Source organism: Vibrio sp. 1401, assembly GCF_033340295.1.
In genome coordinates, this window is sequence record NZ_JAWOWF010000010.1 from 17,430 (window position 1) to 36,305 (window position 18,876).

Below are 18,876 nucleotides of genomic sequence, written 5' to 3' on the forward strand. Positions count from 1 at the left end.
AACCATTAACTCAAACTACAACACAATCAATGGGTTTGCCTTTTAGACAAAAAATCCTACAAACAGGAAACTAAAACGCCAGCACATTATGGCTGGCGTCTTGTCATGATCCTAATTGAATCGTTTGTTGTATTTTATCTACTGACTTTCCTTGGCTTTGAGTAATACTCTAATCGCCATTTTCTCACCACTTTTTAAAATTAAGTAGGCGATGCCAATCGTTATTAGCATTATGATAGCAATAAAAATACTTACCCCACCGAGCTCAGATAATAAATAAAACGGAGAAATATCTAACGACATTAAGATAAGAGAGAACACTACCAAACTTGCTAAAGTCCACAGTAAAACAGCATACCATCTTGTTTTTGATGGCATTACATCTCCAGTCTTGTAGCCGAAGTAATAACCAACACTCATGGCTGGGATTAACGTGCTAAGAAAGCCTGTACCACTCATTTCTATCCCAACAATATATTCAATGGCCAACAGCAATGCAGCCCAACAAACGGACGCCAGACACAACAGAGACGTAACAAGAAGTACCGATGGTGGCTGGTTTATTTCTGATTCTGAATAGTTATTTTTTAATTCCACTTTCATTTCTTTCCATTTATTTGAATAAAATAAGCGTTTTAGATCATGCTTCCGCTTGGACAACCTAGAGAAACAACACCACAAGAAATACAACTTGTAGCTTTTTAAATAGTTTTATTTTCATTTAACCTAGATTCCAACTAACTGTTATTTTTAAAATTAAACCCTCTCTCTCAAATGGTATATTCAATGAATTTACTCATAAGGGCCCAGTGCAACCATGTTAATACGTTCTATGTATCAGAAACAATTCATTTATTTCCAATGACACTAGTGAGATCATGCGACGTGATTGGAATCTCACTTAAGTTTTCATGGACCTATCACGCTGAAAATTGAAGTCTCTACCTGTCATAGAATAAAAAGCCGTCAAAACCAGTGGTTCTGACGGCTTTTTATTTTCTATTACACACTCGATTATTGTTGCAGCTTCGCTGTGGCTTCTACTGCTTTGTAGAAGTCCAGCACTCTCTGTTTGAGGTTCGATTAAAACCCTATAAAACATTAAGCCGCAATATTAATTGAGCTGTTCTATATAGCGATTCAGCTCTACCGCATATGTTTTTTGATCAATCGCAGTGTCACCTATTTCTTCATCTAGAAATCCAAGTAGCATTTGTGCACCACCTTCACCATTATTTAACGCTTGCGTCAAGTAATAGGCTGAAAGCACCTTATTTTCAGGTAAACCACAGCCATCATCATACAAACATGATCCTAAATAAAATTGTGCACTCGCCAACCCATCATCAGCAGCCTCTGAGATTAAAGAAAAGCCCCGCTTAACATCCATGACTTTTGGCTCTTTCAGAAGGATTATCCCTAAAAGCTCTTTACTATGAACATCATCCACTTCGATAGCTTTGATCAATAAAGACTTTGCTCCTTGCACATCACCTTGTTCATAAAATTTATTTGCTTCGCTGTACAACTGCTCTGGAGCTTCTCGGTTCTTAGTTAGGAGGCTTTCTGTCGTTTTAGTTGCCTCAAACTTTGACGTAGTATCGTTACATGCCGTAACAAGGAGCACTACTAATAAAACGTTAACAATTCTCATGTTATTCCCATGTGCATTTGATAAACAAGACTGCTGTCGAGTATGAATCGTCATACTGACCGCTTACAATTTGAAACTTTGTATTGATCGGAGCTTTAGCACTAGCTTCACACATATTGGCAATTTGACCACGAACATAAGCACTCGAATCAAAGTTATACTTGTCTTCTTGAGGAATTATACTTGCTAATGAAACTCTAGATAGTTGAGGAGCTTTCCCATATTCCCTTTCGACTTTCAAATACTTCACATTAACAATCAAAATGCAGCCAGATGATTCTAGATTTGCATTGTGTACTCGATTAGCTAGTACTCTAACGTTTTGTCGGATAATATCAAAGAGAAGCATAGCTCTGCCTTTCTGGTGAGAAGCGCGCTTTGACTTGCTCAAAGTTTTGCTGGTATTGCGCTTGTTTAAGTGTGTGTTTCATTCCTTTGAAGCCAAACTCTGTCCAATTGGAATTCTCCAACAACTGACCAGTGAGATACGTCATCCAATACGCTTTGATGGTGTGTCCAAAATCATTGTGTTTCGCATCTGGCATCATTACCGCTTTGTGGTGTATCGCGCCATAAAAACGCTGCTCTTTGACGGAATGGTAGTTATCTAGCATCACTTGCATCAGCCATTGCAGATCTTGCTTCCACTTGGCTTGCGCTGGTTCTGGTAAAAGTGGCGCCGTTAACAACAGGTAGCCATTAATTTGGTCAAGTTGAGCGACTAACTCTTGTTGCTTCTCACTTTCCCCATCACCATCTTTCAAAACCCACGCCAGACCGCGATCATCGCTTCGTCGGTATTGTTTAAATATAAACGCTTGCTGGTCGATAAGTGCTTGTTCAACCTTTGGATCTTGCGTTAAGTAGTAGTACATCGCCAACCCCACCAAGGCGTAAGCTTGGTCTTGAGAAGTTCGCTGTTGCCACTCCATCCCCGGTTTTCCACTACGCGTAAAGCTCACGAAGCCGCCGTTTTTCTCATCTTGTAGATGATCAATCAGGTAATAAGCCCCTTTCTTTGCCAGCTCTAATGCTTGCTTGTCACCCGTAAGATGAAAAAGTACGCCATAAGCGTAAGTTTGGCGCGATTTCATGCGGGTGTATTCGCGATCGAAGTGCGGGCTAATCCACCCTTTGTTTAATTCTTCACACGGCTTTTGTGGGTCGAGAATGACACCGTTATCACAACGAAAAGTCGGAAAATTCCCCGCAGGTTGTCCATGCGCGCTTTCCATCATCCAATATGGGGCTAGGCCATTCGTCACATGGTTTAACCAATCATCCCCCGAAGGCAGGCCTACATCAGCAAAGCTGCTCATGCTCGTCGTTGCGAGCAATAAGGTAAGATATTTAAAAGACATAACACTCAATTAAGTTATTGAATTTTATCCAGTATAAATAACTCCCTTTACGCATATTGTTGTCGTGCTCACAATAGCCTTACTCATTTGTTTGCATCAATCATCTTTCAGCCTTGTTCGATGACTGAGCCGAGAATAAACGCTACTCTGTCTTCGACTGACATTTTGGGCACTTCGATCAATTGATAACCAAATTTGTGATAAGCGTTGACCATCTGTTGATACGTAGCCACCGCTTCAGAAAAATCTTGCTTTCGCTCTTCGTCATTGCTGAATATCGATGCCCAAGGTGGAAAAATGAACACTTGAGAATGATAACGAAGCGTCTGGCAATGCGTGATGAGCTCATGCGAGATTGGCAGTTGTTCCAACTTACTGTAGCCATATACGTCCACAATACTGCGATCAAAAAACACATTCCCTTGGTGGACATTGAAAGCTCGGTAATTGCTCACTTCTGCCTTCATAATTTCGTCTCGAAAAGCTTGTTTGTCATTCCAAGGTAATGCTGAACCGTGATTGGCAACCTGCGTTTGTATCACGTGACGACCGGTTTCTGGCGCGCAGATAAAGCCTTGTGTTTTTAGCTGTTCGATTACCGAAGTTTTCCCTGCACCGGGACCACCAGTGAATACGATGAGTTTATTCAAAATTGTTTCCTTATTTTTTGTTTGAGTGAAGTAATGCGTGTACAGCCAAGAAAATGGGCATCATCTGGCGTTTGAAATTGGCATTTGGCACGCCAGCGTTAAGCGAGATCGGTAGTGGGAAATTTGGGGAATAGAACTGGGCAGTAAAGAGATATACAAAGTAAGAACCGAAACGACGTGTTCATCGGTTATGGAAAACGGAGGAATGCTGAGTGAAGCAAGCTCGCCCAAAATACTGGGTTGGGAAATGGTGCGATTGGTTCTGCTAGTTAACGCGTCAATTGGATATCTATATCAAGAAAATGGCACCTAAGCCTAAGAACGCAAAGAAACCAACGACATCGGTAACGGTCGTCAATACTACCGAGCCAGCCACGGCGGGGTCAATGTTAAACTTCTTCAACGTGAATGGTATCAACGTACCCGATGCCGCGGCCGCCAAACTATTGAGGAAAATGGCACAGCAAATAATAAGCGCCAATGGCAAAGAGTCAAACACCATGTAAACGACACCCGCGATCACCAATCCCATAATTAAACCATTAATGGTGGCGATTTTTAATTCCTTATTCACCAATAGCTTCAAGTTACTTTGGTGCAAGTGGTTTAGTGCGATACCCCGAATGGCCACCGCTAAGGTTTGGCTACCTGCGATGCCGCCCATACTCGCCACAACGGGCATTAAGATAGCAAGCGCTACAACTTGCTCGACCACATTATCAAAAATACCAATGATGGCAGAGGCAACAAAAGCGGTCAGCAAGTTAATCACCAACCAAAGTGCTCTTAGCCTTGTCGCCACAGTTAATGGTGTGAACAAATCTTCTTCACTTCGTACGTTTTCTGCCACTACAGCTTGTAGGCTGAGTTCACGCAAGGTAATCGCGATGGTCGCCATCGACAAAACGCCCATAATTTTGCCACCAGCCATGATAGGAAACCAATGCGCTCCACCATCAATCGAGACCTGTTTACTGACGCTTTGAATCGTTTGGATATCTTCCAGAATTGGCGTGACTACGGTCAAGTCTGTGAGTTTGGTATGGTTCTCATGCAGCCACAGGGTTTGCGGCTCTATCGTACCAATCACACCACTTGCATCACGCACAATAATCAACCGCACTGGACTTTGCCCACGTTTTAGCAGCTCGGTTTTGATGCCTCCTACGCTGTTTTTAGGGTTTGCGACCAGAAAGTGAGGCTCGGCATAACGTCCAACTTTGTTGTCTTCATACGACAATGCTTGTTGGATATGCGCGACAGACTCTTCACTTTGATCAATAAGGTATTCATCTACAAATTCGGTCGGTAGAAAGTCCGCAAAGATGATCAGTTCTGAATCCGTTATGTACGCCAAGCGTTCATGTTGTAAGTCTTTATTGAGTGATTGATGAATGTGCTTGGCGGTGTCGTATCGGAGCAAATTTAATACCGTCCAATACTTCTCAGGCGGCACTGCTTCTATGACACGCTTACGGTAAGCAATGTTGACCGATTCCAAAATGTTCGCAATCTGTGCTTCTTGATAGTCTTTCAAAAAGCTCAAGTCTTCGGTCGATTCTATCGCTTTAATGATCTCAGCAAGCAAATGTGGCACTTTGCGGTTAATTTGCAATTGGTTGGAATCTATCATTACTTTTACCTATAGCTTTCAGTACCACATTCGCCGCATTGACGATATGTGCTATCCGAAGGCATGAATTCTTGATGTTAAAATTCTAGGCGATAGTTGACTTAATTGCGGAATTTATATTTCGCTCGCAGAAACAAAACGCCTCTGCATCAGTTCATGGTATAGACTTGAATGTGTGTCAGGCTCATTCGCCTTGTTTGATAATGGAGTAATCAATGGCACCTGTATTTTTTCTGACTCAGCAGGCCGCCTTACCAAGTCGTAAGGTGCTTCGTAAAGTGATTCAATTTTCGACAGCGTTGGCTCAGCCTATTGTGGTTTTAGTGGAAGACCATCGCCGAAGTGAAGATCACGCATTCGCTCATTTTCTCAGTTTCAACTCTGACCATATAGAAAAAAGACAAGCTGAGTTTGAAGCTTGGACCTTAAAGTTCAACGCATTAATTGTCGAACTTTGTGAAGAAGAAGAGCTTGAAACGCCAACGCTCTCTTACGAGCATTTCAAAGGGAGTCATTGGGTTGAGCAAGTTGCGAAACGACTTGTTGACCACACTGACTTACTGCTCGTGGGACACTTTAACAAACACGAGATTCAAACGATGCTCACAGAACTAGCACAACAAGATTGCGACTTGTTGCTACTGAGTGAGCGTTCATGGCCTTCTCACGCCAACATGCTTTGTGCAATCGACCCACTTCATCGAGGGGATGAAAAGTCGATAGTAGATAAAGCCATCGTCTCGCGAGGCTCAAAATTAGAACAAACCTTAAGCGGGAAAATGACGCTCGTTTACTGCCGATACGTCGCGCCATACCTCTCTCGCTATCGTGCAGAGATATTAAGCAATCAAAAAGCAGGCATTACAGATTTTATTACTGCGCAAAAGTTAACGCGAGTTCCATTACTATTACCGGAAGGAAACCCTGAAACGGCGTTACCAAAAGCAGTTAAGCAATCACAAGCAGCGATTTTGATTATGGGGGCATGTAAACGAAGCATGTCATCTCAATTTTGGTCTGGCAGCACTGTAGACACGTTACTTGATCAACCACCTTGTGACCTACTGTTGGTCAACAGCTCCAAGGGCTGACTAGGTATTCTCTATTAACCTATCCTTTCAATACCAAGCGCAGTTATTGGCTCTTTACATCTTCTAACTGCGCGGCTTCATGCTCTGCGTTCAAGGCTTGTTTCTGCTGCTGTTTTATCTCATCCCAACTGCGTCCCGACTCAATCGCAGATACACGCTGATCGTATTTGTTGCAGGCTCTTTCGAGTACTTTCTCAGGATCTATACCCTTTTCTCTTTCCAGCGCTTTTAATACGTTAAGATAGTTCCACAACACATCGCCTAACTCGTCTTCCAAATGACAAAGGCGATCCTCACGAATCTCTTCGCGGACTTCATCAACTTCTTTGCCAATGGCCTCCAGATAAGTCTCTACGCCTTTAAACCAAGTGTTGGTTTGGTCATATTGAGATTTTCTCGTCGCAATTGCATACAGCTCATCAAATTTCTTCATTGCCTCTCCGTAGAACACGTTTTTATTTATGCCTTTTTAGGACGAATAAACTTCCCTTTAGCCGTCACTCTAACTTCGCTATTGACCCGCAATTGAGCCACCAGTTGATATATACCGCGTCGTTCACCTTCACAGTGTGCAGTAATCGTGACTCGATCATCTAACTGAATAGGTGCATGGTAGCGCACATCCAACTGCGCCGTAAGGGCTTGAATGTCTCTAGATAACAAACAATGCGTCATTGCACCATCGAGAAGCGAACTGGCAATACCACCATGCAACAGGTCTGTGTAACCTTGATGACGCGGTAAAACGTGAAACTCTCCGACAACAGAACCATCGGCTAGGTATTGGTAGTTCACGGCCAAAGAGTTCGGATTCACATTAATTGAAGAACAAACCGCACATTGATGATGATATTCGTGAGTGTAATGACAGTAGCTGTTTGTGGACATGATAGTTACTCGGTTTCTCAAAAGAGTAATTAGCATATGCCAACAATTAAAAAGAAACGGCGAGTAATCTTTGTTTGCATGTTGCAGGGCCAGCAACCTCGCTTTTCATAACACTAAATAATCATTTTAATAATTAACGATAATTTCCAGTTTATTTAGAGTGGCGATATGGTTTGCATAGTGATTACGCAACGTTATGAAAAGGCGACTTATGAAGTTTCTCCACACGATGATCCGTGTAGCTGACCTAGACAAATCTATCGAATTTTATACAAAAGTTCTGGGAATGAGTGTTTTGGATCGTTTTGAAAACCAAGAATACCGTTACTCACTGGTGTTTGTTGGTAACCCTGATCAACCAGATGGCGCGACCATCGAGCTAACTTATAACTGGGACACCGACAGTTACGACTTGGGTAACGCATTCGGACACATGGCACTGGGGTCTGAAGATATTTACGCCGCTTGCGAAAAAATTAAAGCGCTTGGTGGCAACGTTACTCGCGAGCCAGGTCCAATGAAAGGCGGAGAAACTCACATCGCGTTCATTAAAGATCCCGATGGTTACCAAATCGAGCTCATCCAAACTCAAAAATAACGAGGTTTCCTATGACAGACGCATTATTTCAACCCATTCAACTTGGCTCTCTCTCATTAAAAAACCGTATCGTTATGCCTCCGATGACGCGTTCTCGTGCTTCTCAACCAGGTAATATCGCTAACGACATGATGGCGACCTACTATGCTCAACGTGCTGAAGCGGGCCTAATCGTTGCTGAAGGCACACAAATTTCGCCAATGGGTCAAGGCTATGCATGGACACCAGGCATTTACAGCCCAGAGCAAATTGCTGGCTGGAAAAAAGTAACTGATGCAGTGCACGAGAAAGGCGGCACTATCTTCGCGCAATTGTGGCACGTTGGTCGTGTGACTCACCCTGATAACATTGGCGGTGAGCAACCTATTTCTTCTTCTGCGCTAAAAGCAGAAAACGTGAAAGTATTTGTCGATAACGGCACAGACGAACCGGGCTTTGTCGACGTGGTTGAGCCACGTGAAATGACCAAACAAGACATCAAGAACGTTATTGAAGAGTACCGCCAAGCCGCACTAAACGCGATAGAAGCCGGATTCGATGGTATCGAGCTTCATGCAGCGAATGGCTACTTGGTTAACCAGTTTATCGATTCTGAAGCGAATAACCGCACCGATGAATACGGTGGCTCTATTGAAAACCGTCTGCGTTTTCTTGGTGAAGTGATAGAAGCGATGACGCAAGCCATTGGAGCTGAGCGTGTTGGTGTTCGTCTTGCGCCATTCACTTCGTTAAATGGCACCGTTGATAGTACGCCAGTCGAAACCTACACCGCCGCTGCAGCGCTGCTTGATAAACTCAATGTGGTTTACATTCACATTGCAGAAGTAGATTGGGACGACGCGCCAGACACTCCGCACGACTTTAAAACCGCAGTTCGTGAGGCGTATAAAGGCACACTGATCTATGCCGGTCGTTACAACGCAGAAAAGGCGCAACACGCGATTGAAAGTGGTTTAGCCGACATGATTGGCTTTGGCCGTCCGTTTGTTGCAAACCCAGACTTACCAAGCCGCATCAAGCATGGCTATCCGCTGGCAGAACATGACCCTGCCACATTGTTCGGCGGCGGTGAAAAAGGCTTGGTGGACTACCCTGCGTATCACGCGGGTTAATTCATCTACGTAAAGCTGATTCGTAACTCGCGACAAACCAATAGCGAAACCAAAAGAACCTTGCTCTTCCCCCTGTGACACCAAGATGCAGGGTTCTTTTTAGGCAAGCCACCAGAATTAACGTCTTTGACAAGATGTACAACCTCGGCACGCAGAGCGCGTCGTTTTACTGAGCAAACTGCGTTGTACTTTACAGTAAGCATTCTTTAAAGCACGACGACCTGAAAACCAATCATCCGGTTTAGTGAGGATTAAGTAGCCGTGAAACCTCTTAACCAACTCGGTTCGATTGTTTTCGATAAATCGGCTATCAAACTCGATGTCGAAGTAATTCAAAGCCTCTTCGATACAAGTAAAGCTGGCAATTTTTTCCTGAATCGTATTCTCTGTCATCGTTTCTTTAGCGTAATCATTTTCAATGAAGTCTAAGTGCCTCGCGCTTTACGTTCTTTGATTTAGCGCTTCTTAAGATCATTCTTTATGGGGTTTCCATATTGAAATTCAATTTGGGAATTCGTTAACCCACCTAGAATTTTCATTTTGACAATCAATTTAAGGTACTGATTTAAATAAATATTATTTCTGGTTCATATTTTGCTCTACTTCATTAAACGGAATGTTGGAGCAACACGATATGACTTACAGAGCAGAAGTAGACGGATTAAGGGCGATTGCTGTCACGTTGGTGATTTTGTTTCATGCAGGAGTTGAGCAATTCGCTGGTGGCTTTATTGGCGTCGACGTGTTTTTTGTGATCAGCGGCTATTTGATCACCACCATCGTGATTAACGACTTAGAAAACCAGAAGTTCAGCCTTGGTGATTTTTATGAGCGACGCATTCGTCGCATACTCCCCCTCTTACTGGTGGTGATCGCCGTCAGCTATTTGATGTCTTGGTGGCTATTTTTGCCGCAAGCACACAAAGACGTTGGTCAGTTTGCAGTATCTTCCATTCTTTCCTCATCCAACATTCTTCTGTATTTAAAAGGCCACAATTACTTCGGTTTAGAAGATCAAGCCAACCCGCTGTTTCACACTTGGAGCTTGGGCGTTGAAGAACAATACTACATTGTCATTCCTTTGCTACTCATGCTACTCGCTCGTGGCAAAAACGCGTTTTACCTGACTTTTTTCATCGCGATATTTGCGCTGAGTTTGATGACTATTGTCTACGCGAGCAACGATCCTGATTTCGCTTTTTACATGATCTTCTCTCGTGCTTGGGAACTGGCAACCGGTTCATTACTCGCATTAGTGATGAGAAAAGTCCAAGTTCAATCTAACGATACGCTGGCAACCATTGGCATCGTTTTGATATTGGCTTCCGCGCTTTTGTTTGAAAAATCGCAAGATGGTGCGGGCATTACGCTGCTGGTGCCGGTCATCGGTAGCGCGTTGGTGATTTTGTTTGCCTCTAAAGACAATGTCTGCGGTAGATTACTGAGCCTAAAGTGGGTCGTGTTCGTCGGCTTAATCAGCTACAGCTTATACTTGTGGCACATTCCATTATTTGTCTTTTACCGCTACGTGTTGGATGCAACACAAGACATCAATATCCCACTTTACGTTGTCACTCTTTTTGTACTTTCTTACTTCACTTGGCGCTTTATTGAAAAGCCGTTCCGTAGCCGAAAAGCCATGAGTATGCGCACTGCGTCCGTGGTTATTGTGTTGTTGACGTTGCCCTTGCTAACGTTCGGCGTTATCGGTCATAAAAACGATGGTTTTCCAGAAAGAAGCGCATTTTTCGAGGCCATGCGCGTTAACAACGGTTATGGTTTAGATTGCAACGGCAACACCAACGTTAACGATGTGTGCTCGTCTGCGCCGCAGCCCGACATCGCTGTGTTAGGCAATAGTCACAGCATGGTTTACGTGAAGCGTCTATCCGAAGTAACACCAACTGGCGTGGTGCAACTTACTCAAGATTCCTGTGCGGTCGGTTATGTCGACACCATCAAAGGTGCTGGCTCAGTTCCTTGCCGACAGTTCTTCAATGAGGCTGTCGATACAATTCTAAGTACCCCTTCCATTCGTCGCGTTGTTATCTCTTCTAATTTCAATAAAGAGCTTTCACAAGCCGATTATGAAGCATCATTAACCAAATTATTGAATGAACTGAAAGGAAAGGAAGTGGTCGTTTTCGGTCCAACCCCTTCTGCACCGTTTGCGGTAGGAGAATGCCTTTGGAAAGCGCGTTTGTTTGGCGAGACAGAAGAGTCTGCCTGCGACTTTTCTCCCAAACAACATCACCCTCAAAACGTGGCGAAGTTAGTGAACTACTTTGAGCAATTTGAGCACGTTGAGTTTGTCGACTTGACCGATGCCATTTGCAGAAATGGCGTATGTCGAATGAGAGTTGGAGCAAACAATGCGATGTATACGGATGACAGCCATTTATCTTACAAAGGTGCTGAGTTGGTGCTTGGGCATTACCTCAACACTACAAATGAAGCGCAACAGTTCACTTACGATCGACAATAACCAAGGAAATAAACTTTTATGCTTCAGCGCTTATCTCAGGTAAGCGCTGAATGCTTTAAAGCAAGACAAAGCTAGGCGTCTATTTGAAAATGCGCGGATCAAACGCGAAATCGAGCTTTTCGGCTTTCTTGATGATCTCTTTCATTTTGGGATGATTTGGATTCACCACGTAGTTTTTATCACGAGGTGAAATCGTTGAAGGCACTTGCAGCGCGGCAAACTCTGGATGAGGATCATTGAGAAACTGATCACCAATGTACTGCGTAGACTCGCTCGCCGGTATTGCTCGCCACGTCACAGGGAGATCTTCTTCATCTAAGGTGGCGATGAGGTATTCTGGCATTTCAATACGATATAAATCGTAAAGTTTGGTGATAGCAGGATCGTTGTTTACGTGAACAAACACTTCCAACGAACAAAGGGATTCCGATTCAGAGAAGTAGAGGGCTTCGGTTCCTTTTGAGTTCCATCGCCCTCCAAATAACTTTGCGCCAACGGGGCTGAATGGCGTGTCAGCAAATTTCTTTTGTGTGAGACGATAGAGCTTCATATTACGAGAATACCCCGTGCTCTAAACGGCCGATCAAATCTTTTACGATTTCAAAATCCACCGTGGTCGAGACCATATCAAGTGGACGTTTTCCACCTAAGCCATACACATTCTCTCTCATCCATTTTAACGCGCGCTCTTCGTCGTCAAACAGTTCTGTCGCGAGTTTCAATAACATCGCTAATCGATAGATTGCATCACTTTCTTGCGTATTGAAGCGCTCATCGTTTTTTAGACGACGCTTGACCGTGCTGACAGGTATCAATGTGACGTTTTGAAACTCACTCTGAGAAAGCTTCACACGCTCAACAATATTGCGATACACCTTTGGCTCAAAGCCTTTGTGAACCGCATCAGTGCGACCTGTTTCAGCGTCTTCAATACCCAACATAAACCAGAAATTGGCTTTATGAGGTTGTTTCGGTTTGAAGCTTTTTAATGCTGCAGTTGCCATATCAAGCTCCTATGGTTCATATGGTCCAGTTATTATGGTTCAAATGAGCTTAATTTTCAATCAAAGTAACAATCAAAGTAAAAAGATAGGTAAAGAAAAAGGCGAGCTTTTCGCCCGCCTCTCTTACTTATTCATCAACCCATCTACCGACAGGCATCGTTTCACTTATTGCAAGTCAAAACGATCCGCGTTCATGACTTTCGTCCATGCGGCGATGAAGTCATGGATGAATTTTTCCTGATTATCATCTTGCGCATACACTTCCGCATACGAACGCAGGATCGAGTTTGAACCAAAGACAAGATCCACTCGAGTAGCCGTCCACTTCACAGCGTCGGTTTTACGATCACGGATTTCATATTGATTAGCACTCACTGGTTTCCACGTATATGCCATGTCAGTAAGGTTCACGAAGAAATCATTCGACAAAGTGCCGACTCGCTCAGTAAATACGCCCTCTTTTCCACCGCCGTAGTTACTGCCTAGAACGCGCATACCACCGATAAGTACCGTCATTTCTGGCGCCGTTAGCCCCATAAGCTGAGCACGATCTAATAAAAGCTCTTCTGGCTTAACCGCGTAGTCTTTCTTCAACCAATTTCGGAAACCGTCAGCGACAGGCTCAAGAACTTCGAATGATTCAACATCCGTCATCTCTTGGGCGGCATCACCTCGGCCTGGCGCGAATGGCACACATACATCATGACCTGCGGCACGCGCAGCCAGTTCAATACCTACGTTCCCAGCAAGCACGATAGCGTCTGCAACACTACAGCCCTCTTCTGCTGCTATTTTTTCTAACACCGCAAGAACACGGCTTAGACGTTCAGGTTCGTTCCCTTGCCAATCTTTTTGTGGAGCCAAGCGAATTCTCGCGCCATTTGCACCGCCTCGGCGGTCAGAGCCACGGTAGGTACGCGCACTATCCCACGCCGTACTTACTAACTCACTAATGGATAGGCCACTTGCTTCAATTTTTGTTTTCACTAAATCGACATCGTAGTCTGTCTTACCTGCGGGCGTTGGGTCTTGCCAAATAAGATCTTCGCTTGGCACATCAGGGCCGAAATAACATGATTTTGGTCCTAGATCGCGGTGTGTCAACTTAAACCAGGCACGAGCAAAAACGTCATCAAAGTACGCAGGGTCATTTTGGAACTTTTCTGCAATCTTACGATATTCAGGGTCCATTTTGAGCGCCATATCGGCGTCGGTCATGATTGGATTGTAGCGCTTAGAACCGTCTTCAACATCGACAGGCTTGTCTTCTTCTTCAATGTCGATTGGCTCCCATTGCCATGCACCTGCTGGGCTCTTTTTCAGTTCCCAGTCATACTTAAATAGTAGGTGGAAGTATCCGTAGTCCCATTGTGTAGGGTGTGTTGTCCAAGCACCTTCAATGCCACTCGTTACCGCGTCACGGCCAATGCCACGTGTTTTGTGGTTAATCCAGCCAAGACCTTGCTCATGAACGTCTGCTGCTTCGGGCTCTGGGCCAAGGTTTGCGGCATCACCATTACCATGACACTTACCCACCGTGTGACCACCAGCTGTGAGCGCGACGGTTTCTTCATCGTTCATTGCCATTCGCGCAAAGGTCACTCGCATGTCATGTGCTGTTTTGAGAGGATCTGGGTTACCGTCTACCCCTTCAGGGTTCACATAGATAAGACCCATCATTACCGCAGCAAGCGGGTTTTCTAAATCTCGCTCACCAGAGTATCGGCTGTTATCAGCGTCACTTGTGGCTAACCATTCTTGCTCAGACCCCCAGTAAGTGTCTTTTTCTGGGTGCCAGATGTCCTCTCGTCCAAACGCAAAGCCAAAGGTCTTAAAGCCCATGGATTCGTACGCCATGTTACCGGCAAGGACAATCAGGTCTGCCCAACTTAGTTTGTTGCCATATTTTTTCTTGATTGGCCATAAAAGGCGTCGAGCCTTATCCAGGTTGGCGTTATCTGGCCAAGAGTTGAGAGGAGCAAAGCGTTGGTTGCCTGTAGCAGCACCGCCACGGCCATCCGCAATACGATAACTGCCCGCTGCATGCCATGCCATTCGGATCATTAAACCACCGTAGTGTCCCCAGTCGGCAGGCCACCAGTCTTGGCTATCAGTCATTAAATCTTTTAAATCTTTTTTAAGTGCTTCGACATCTAGCTTTTTCAGTTCTTCTTTGTAATTAAAGTCCTGACCAAATGGGTTGGTTTTGGAGTCGTGTTGATGCAGGATGTCTAAGTTCAAGGCATTCGGCCACCAATCCATCACCGACTTATCTGTAGATGTTTGCCCACCATGCATAACTGGACATTTACCTACCGAACCGCCGTTTGCTTTGCTCATATAATGCTCCTTCGTGTCGTGGTTGTGGTAACCACTCTTTGTTATTCAATAAATCGAATATCCACCTCAAACAGCGTAGTTCATACACTGTTTTTTTAGTTAACGCCAAGTCAAAATTTCAAACATTTCAGCGAATAAATAATTGTTATCAAACATGTACCTATATGCAGAAAATATGGATAGAGATCAGTTTAAGTCCATACCTGAATACTTAATCCCAGACAGCCTCGCCATGTTGTGATCCCAGGTCGCTAAATCATGATGACTAAATTCATTCAGAGCGTGATGACCACACGCCCTCGCCATGACTTTCATGAGCTCGACCGAGGATTCGAAGAAATTTTTCAGTTGCAGGGATGACTTTTCAACGTCGAGACGCTGCCTCAAATCGGCATTTTGTGTCGCAATGCCTGCCGGGCAATTATTGGTGTTGCAGATGCGAGCCGCGACACAACCGATCGATTGCATCGCACTGTTTGCTATCGCTACTCCGTCTGCTCCAAGTGCCAACGCTTTGACAAAATCCGTAGGAACTCGCAACCCACCGGTGATGATTAATGTGACGCGGTCACTTGCACCTTTTTCATCTAAGTACTTACGTGCACGAGCTAATGCAGGAATGGTGGGCACACTAATATGATCACGGAACATAGTTGGCGCCGCACCCGTGCCACCACCGCGACCATCTAAGATGATGTAATCAGCCCCAGCATCAAGCGCAAACTGAATGTCTTGCTCAATATGGTTGGCACTGAGTTTAAATCCAATTGGAATACCGCCTGTGATGCCACGAACTCTGTCAGCAAACTTTCTGAAATCGTGAGTAGTGTGAAGATCTTTGAACGTTGGTGGTGATATCGCTGGTTGTCCTTCGGGGATGCCTCTCACCTGAGAGATCTTACCTACATTTTTATTTGCAGGCAGATGACCACCCGTGCCCGTTTTTGCTCCTTGCCCACCTTTAAAGTGAAACGCCTGAACATTAAGAAGCTTAGATTCGTCGTAGCCAAATTGAGCGCTAGCAAGCTCATAGAAATACCGTGAATTGGCGGCTTGCTCTTCCGGTAACATGCCACCCTCACCAGAGCAAATCCCAGTCCCTGCCAACTCTGCACCTTTTGCTAGTGCAATTTTCGCCTCTTCAGAAAGTGCGCCAAAACTCATGTCCGACACCAACAAAGGAATGGCGAGTCTGAGCGGCTTACGCGCGTTTGGTCCCACAATCAACTCGGTAGACACAGGAACGTCTTCCAACAACGGTTGTGTCGCCATTTGCGCCACCATGATTTGTATAGCATCCCAATGTGGTAGCAAATGCCTAGGAACCCCCATTGCAGCCATCGGACCATGATGACCGAGTTTAGAGAGTCCTTCTCTCGCTAATTGGTGGATAAACTCGAGGGTTGGTTCTTCTTGTGTAGCAGACGCTGTTGGTTTGTCTCTTTTCTCTCGCTTTTGTTCCGGTCCCTCTTTACCGACTTGCTCTGCGGTAAATCGCTTGTGTGTACCATCACAAAAAGGAGCATTGGCGGTATGCTTACATTGGCAGAGATAGGCATCTTCGTCTTTTTCCGCACTAAAGCTCATTGGCTTTAAGCCGGTTCCTGAATGAGACCCATCGCAGTAAGGTTGATTTTTAGAGCGCCCACATCGGCAGAAGTAATATTCTTGCCCAGCTTTCAACTCTACTTTGATCGGCTTGTTATCAGCGATGATTGGCTTGCTCATGTTGACCCCTATTTATTATTGTTAACCATGCTTTCTCGCTGGCTTGCAATAAGCGTAGAACAGGAGCGTAAAGAGCGTCAGTGTAGCCGAGTAAAATGCGCGATTGTCGCCCAACTAACCTATACTTTTTATGGGTCTCATACACGTGGAGGCTATATGACGATTGCAACCCGATTAGATGAATATTTGACTGAGCATAACATTCACTTTCAAACCGTGAATCACAGCCACAGTCATAGCTCGCTACAAAGTGGTGTTGCAGCAGGTGTGCCTTTAATGAATATCGCAAAAGGTGTGATTCTAGAGGATCATGAAGGGCGTCATATGATGGCGGTCTTACCTGCCAACAACAAAATCAGTTTGTCGAGATTAAACGACGAATTTAATGCCACCTTCCACTTGGTGAAAGAGCGTATGGTTTACCGACTCTTCACCGATTGTGAACACGGCGCTATTCCACCGATTGGTAGTCCTTACCACATGTCGACAGTTTGCGATGAAAGACTAGCAAACTTGGAACATGTCTACCTTGAAGCTGGCGATCATGAAACTCTGATTAAGCTGGACCGAAAGGCGTTTAAAGAACTGATGAACGACTGTAGATATCTAAGATTCAGCAGTGAAGTTCTGCATTAAACTTGCCAAGATCTCTCGACATTTCCTGAACAAGGCTCTTTCAACAAGAGCCTTTCTTTGTTTTGTTGGTAGCACGCGATGGAAGTTTCTCGGACTTTGGTGCTCAGCGTTTCAGAGCACATAGAAACAAAAAACCGCCTATTCGGGCGGTTTTTTATCAATCAAATCATAATTATTATCGAACAAAGATCTTTTGGATCGCTTTTATCGCCATAGCCCTACGGCGCATTAATACGCTCGTTCTTGGCAACCATTTCGGTGTGTGAAGAATGGTTTTCGCATGACTAAAAGTTCTGAATCCTTCCTCTCCGTGATAATGCCCAATACCCGATTCACCAACGCCACCAAAAGGCGCATCTTCAGCGCCAACATGTAAAACCGTATCATTAACGCCGACGCCACCACTGTGGGTGTTGCGTACAATATGTTTGATGGTCGATTTGTCGTCCGACATAACATACAGCGCAAGTGGTCTTTGGCGCTGATTAATGTAATCAATCGCTTCATCAACCGCATTGTAGGGCTTAACAGGTAGAAATGGCCCGAAGATCTCCTCTTGCATGATTCGCATATTCGGCGACACATCCGTGACCAAATGAGGATACAGAAGTCGTTCCTCTTGGGGCGACGCTTCAACAGTGTGAAGGTTAGCACCTTGCGCTTTTGCATCCTCAAGTAGCGCAGTCAAACGATCATATTGTCGTTGGTTGACAATATGGGTCAGCTTTTGATTCTTGTTGGATTTTAAATAGAGCTTTTCAAAACGTTTTAAGAATAGCGAAATGAACTCTTCGACACGTTCTTGCGGTACAAATGCGTAGTCAGGCGCGACACAAATCTGGCCTGCATTAATGCATTTACCAAACAAGATAGCATCAACGGCTTTCTTCATGTCTGCATCTTTTGCAATGATCACCGGGGACTTTCCACCCAACTCTAACGTCACCGGGGTAAGGTTTTCCGCTGCCGCTTTTGCCACTGCGCGACCAACACTCGTAGAACCCGTGAACAAAAGGTGATCGAATGGCAGTTGGCTGAATGCTTGTGCGACGTCTGCTTCACCCTCAAAAACTTCGACATACTCAGACAACCCACGGCAAATATCGACGATGACTTTATTGGTTTTTGGCGTAAATTCGCTGAGCTTCATCATCACGCGGTTGCCAGCAGCCAATGCTGTCACTAAAGGCGCAAGGCTCAAAATCACAGGAAAGTTCCACGGTGAAATGATCCCGACGACACCTAACGGTTGATACTGAACGGTGACTTTAGAAGGTGCGAGCAATAAGCCGGATTCGCGCTTGCTGGGTTTGCACCATTTTTTTAGTCGTTTGAGGGTATAATTAATATGCGAGACCGTTGGCAAAACGTCGGTCATGGCGGTATCAAATTCTGAGCGATAGCCAAAATCGTCACTTAACGCTTCAACCAAAGCTTGTTTGTTCTCAAGCAGCGATTTTTTTAACAAAACGAGGCGCTGTTTACGTTCATCCAAACTAGGATAAGGCTCGGCTGCATATGCCGCTTTTAAGCGTTCGAGGCTTTGCTGTAACAAGTTATCTACTTCAACCTCTGTGATTGCGTTCATGATGCTTCTCCTAGCCTAGTTTCTGCCAATGACGCCCCAAGTTAACACGAGCGCAACAATGTTACTATTGTAGCGCTCGTGAAGTTAGAGTTCGAACTCTGATTAAAA

General features: G+C 44.7%; 18 protein-coding genes and 1 pseudogene. 5 read left to right on the forward strand and 14 right to left on the reverse strand.

Annotated features, from left to right (window positions below; genetic code table 11):
* Positions 1-138 precede the first annotated feature (138 nt).
* The 6 genes and pseudogenes from R7Z77_RS07650 to R7Z77_RS07675 all read right to left on the reverse strand — a co-directional run bounded on the left by R7Z77_RS07650 (position 139) and on the right by R7Z77_RS07675 (position 5,298).
* Entirely contained in the window at positions 139-603 is a 465-nt protein-coding gene (locus R7Z77_RS07650; protein WP_017635325.1) for an ABZJ_00895 family protein, read from the reverse strand.
* A gap of 511 nt (positions 604-1,114) precedes the next feature.
* Positions 1,115-1,654, reverse strand: coding sequence for a tetratricopeptide repeat protein (locus R7Z77_RS07655; RefSeq protein ID WP_033906511.1), 540 nt, complete (start codon positions 1,652-1,654; stop codon positions 1,115-1,117).
* 1 nt (position 1,655) lies between these two features.
* Positions 1,656-2,003 carry a hypothetical protein gene (locus tag R7Z77_RS07660; RefSeq protein WP_318136635.1) on the reverse strand — a complete coding sequence of 116 codons (348 nt, stop codon included), beginning with the start codon at positions 2,001-2,003 and terminating at the stop codon, positions 1,656-1,658.
* Between the two features lies 1 nt (position 2,004).
* Positions 2,005-3,015: pseudogene (locus R7Z77_RS07665) on the reverse strand (AGE family epimerase/isomerase); the annotation flags it as partial.
* A 107-nt stretch (positions 3,016-3,122) separates the two neighbouring features.
* Entirely contained in the window at positions 3,123-3,665 is a 543-nt protein-coding gene (locus R7Z77_RS07670; RefSeq protein WP_047101468.1) for an AAA family ATPase, read from the reverse strand.
* A gap of 289 nt (positions 3,666-3,954) precedes the next feature.
* On the reverse strand, positions 3,955-5,298 hold the full coding sequence (locus R7Z77_RS07675; RefSeq protein ID WP_213967536.1) for a magnesium transporter: 1,344 nt from the start codon (positions 5,296-5,298) through the stop codon (positions 3,955-3,957).
* A gap of 215 nt (positions 5,299-5,513) precedes the next feature.
* On the opposite strand from R7Z77_RS07675, the gene R7Z77_RS07680 reads away from it, so the two are divergent.
* Positions 5,514-6,389 (forward strand): universal stress protein, encoded by an 876-nt coding sequence (locus R7Z77_RS07680; RefSeq protein ID WP_005376485.1) that lies wholly within the window; start codon positions 5,514-5,516, stop codon positions 6,387-6,389.
* A gap of 43 nt (positions 6,390-6,432) precedes the next feature.
* On the opposite strand, the gene R7Z77_RS07685 is transcribed toward R7Z77_RS07680, so the two are convergent.
* On the reverse strand, positions 6,433-6,822 hold the full coding sequence (locus R7Z77_RS07685) for a MazG nucleotide pyrophosphohydrolase domain-containing protein (protein WP_005376487.1): 390 nt from the start codon (positions 6,820-6,822) through the stop codon (positions 6,433-6,435).
* 26 nt (positions 6,823-6,848) lie between these two features.
* Positions 6,849-7,277, reverse strand: coding sequence for a PaaI family thioesterase (locus tag R7Z77_RS07690; RefSeq protein ID WP_005376488.1), 429 nt, complete (start codon positions 7,275-7,277; stop codon positions 6,849-6,851).
* 211 nt (positions 7,278-7,488) lie between these two features.
* Between R7Z77_RS07690 and gloA the strand changes: the two genes are divergently transcribed.
* A complete protein-coding gene (gene gloA, locus R7Z77_RS07695; RefSeq protein ID WP_005376490.1) occupies positions 7,489-7,875 on the forward strand; it encodes a lactoylglutathione lyase in 387 nt (128 codons plus the stop codon).
* Between the two features lie 11 nt (positions 7,876-7,886).
* Positions 7,887-8,987, forward strand: coding sequence for an alkene reductase (locus R7Z77_RS07700; protein ID WP_213967537.1), 1,101 nt, complete (start codon positions 7,887-7,889; stop codon positions 8,985-8,987).
* Positions 8,988-9,104: 117 nt separating this feature from the next.
* Here R7Z77_RS07700 and R7Z77_RS07705 read toward each other — a convergent pair whose 3' ends face one another.
* On the reverse strand, positions 9,105-9,380 hold the full coding sequence (locus tag R7Z77_RS07705) for a nitrogenase-stabilizing/protective protein NifW (protein WP_017820985.1): 276 nt from the start codon (positions 9,378-9,380) through the stop codon (positions 9,105-9,107).
* A 241-nt stretch (positions 9,381-9,621) separates the two neighbouring features.
* Here R7Z77_RS07705 and R7Z77_RS07710 point away from each other — a divergent pair, with 241 nt between their 5' ends.
* Positions 9,622-11,472: an acyltransferase family protein gene (locus R7Z77_RS07710; protein ID WP_318136636.1), complete on the forward strand. Its 1,851-nt coding sequence runs from the start codon at positions 9,622-9,624 to the stop codon at positions 11,470-11,472.
* Positions 11,473-11,551: 79 nt separating this feature from the next.
* Here the strand turns inward: R7Z77_RS07710 and R7Z77_RS07715 are convergent, their stop codons facing one another.
* The 4 genes from R7Z77_RS07715 to R7Z77_RS07730 all read right to left on the reverse strand — a co-directional run bounded on the left by R7Z77_RS07715 (position 11,552) and on the right by R7Z77_RS07730 (position 16,544).
* Positions 11,552-12,022: an RES family NAD+ phosphorylase gene (locus R7Z77_RS07715; RefSeq protein ID WP_005376497.1), complete on the reverse strand. Its 471-nt coding sequence runs from the start codon at positions 12,020-12,022 to the stop codon at positions 11,552-11,554.
* A 1-nt stretch (position 12,023) separates the two neighbouring features.
* A complete protein-coding gene (locus R7Z77_RS07720; RefSeq protein ID WP_005376498.1) occupies positions 12,024-12,476 on the reverse strand; it encodes an antitoxin Xre/MbcA/ParS toxin-binding domain-containing protein in 453 nt (150 codons plus the stop codon).
* Positions 12,477-12,641: 165 nt separating this feature from the next.
* A complete protein-coding gene (gene katG / locus R7Z77_RS07725; protein WP_213967538.1) occupies positions 12,642-14,816 on the reverse strand; it encodes a catalase/peroxidase HPI in 2,175 nt (724 codons plus the stop codon).
* A 186-nt stretch (positions 14,817-15,002) separates the two neighbouring features.
* Positions 15,003-16,544, reverse strand: coding sequence for a glutamate synthase-related protein (locus tag R7Z77_RS07730; protein ID WP_213967539.1), 1,542 nt, complete (start codon positions 16,542-16,544; stop codon positions 15,003-15,005).
* Between the two features lie 156 nt (positions 16,545-16,700).
* Here R7Z77_RS07730 and R7Z77_RS07735 point away from each other — a divergent pair, with 156 nt between their 5' ends.
* Positions 16,701-17,180: an aminoacyl-tRNA deacylase gene (locus R7Z77_RS07735; protein WP_005376501.1), complete on the forward strand. Its 480-nt coding sequence runs from the start codon at positions 16,701-16,703 to the stop codon at positions 17,178-17,180.
* Between the two features lie 175 nt (positions 17,181-17,355).
* Here R7Z77_RS07735 and R7Z77_RS07740 read toward each other — a convergent pair whose 3' ends face one another.
* On the reverse strand, positions 17,356-18,768 hold the full coding sequence (locus R7Z77_RS07740; RefSeq protein ID WP_033906502.1) for a coniferyl aldehyde dehydrogenase: 1,413 nt from the start codon (positions 18,766-18,768) through the stop codon (positions 17,356-17,358).
* Positions 18,769-18,876 lie beyond the last annotated feature (108 nt).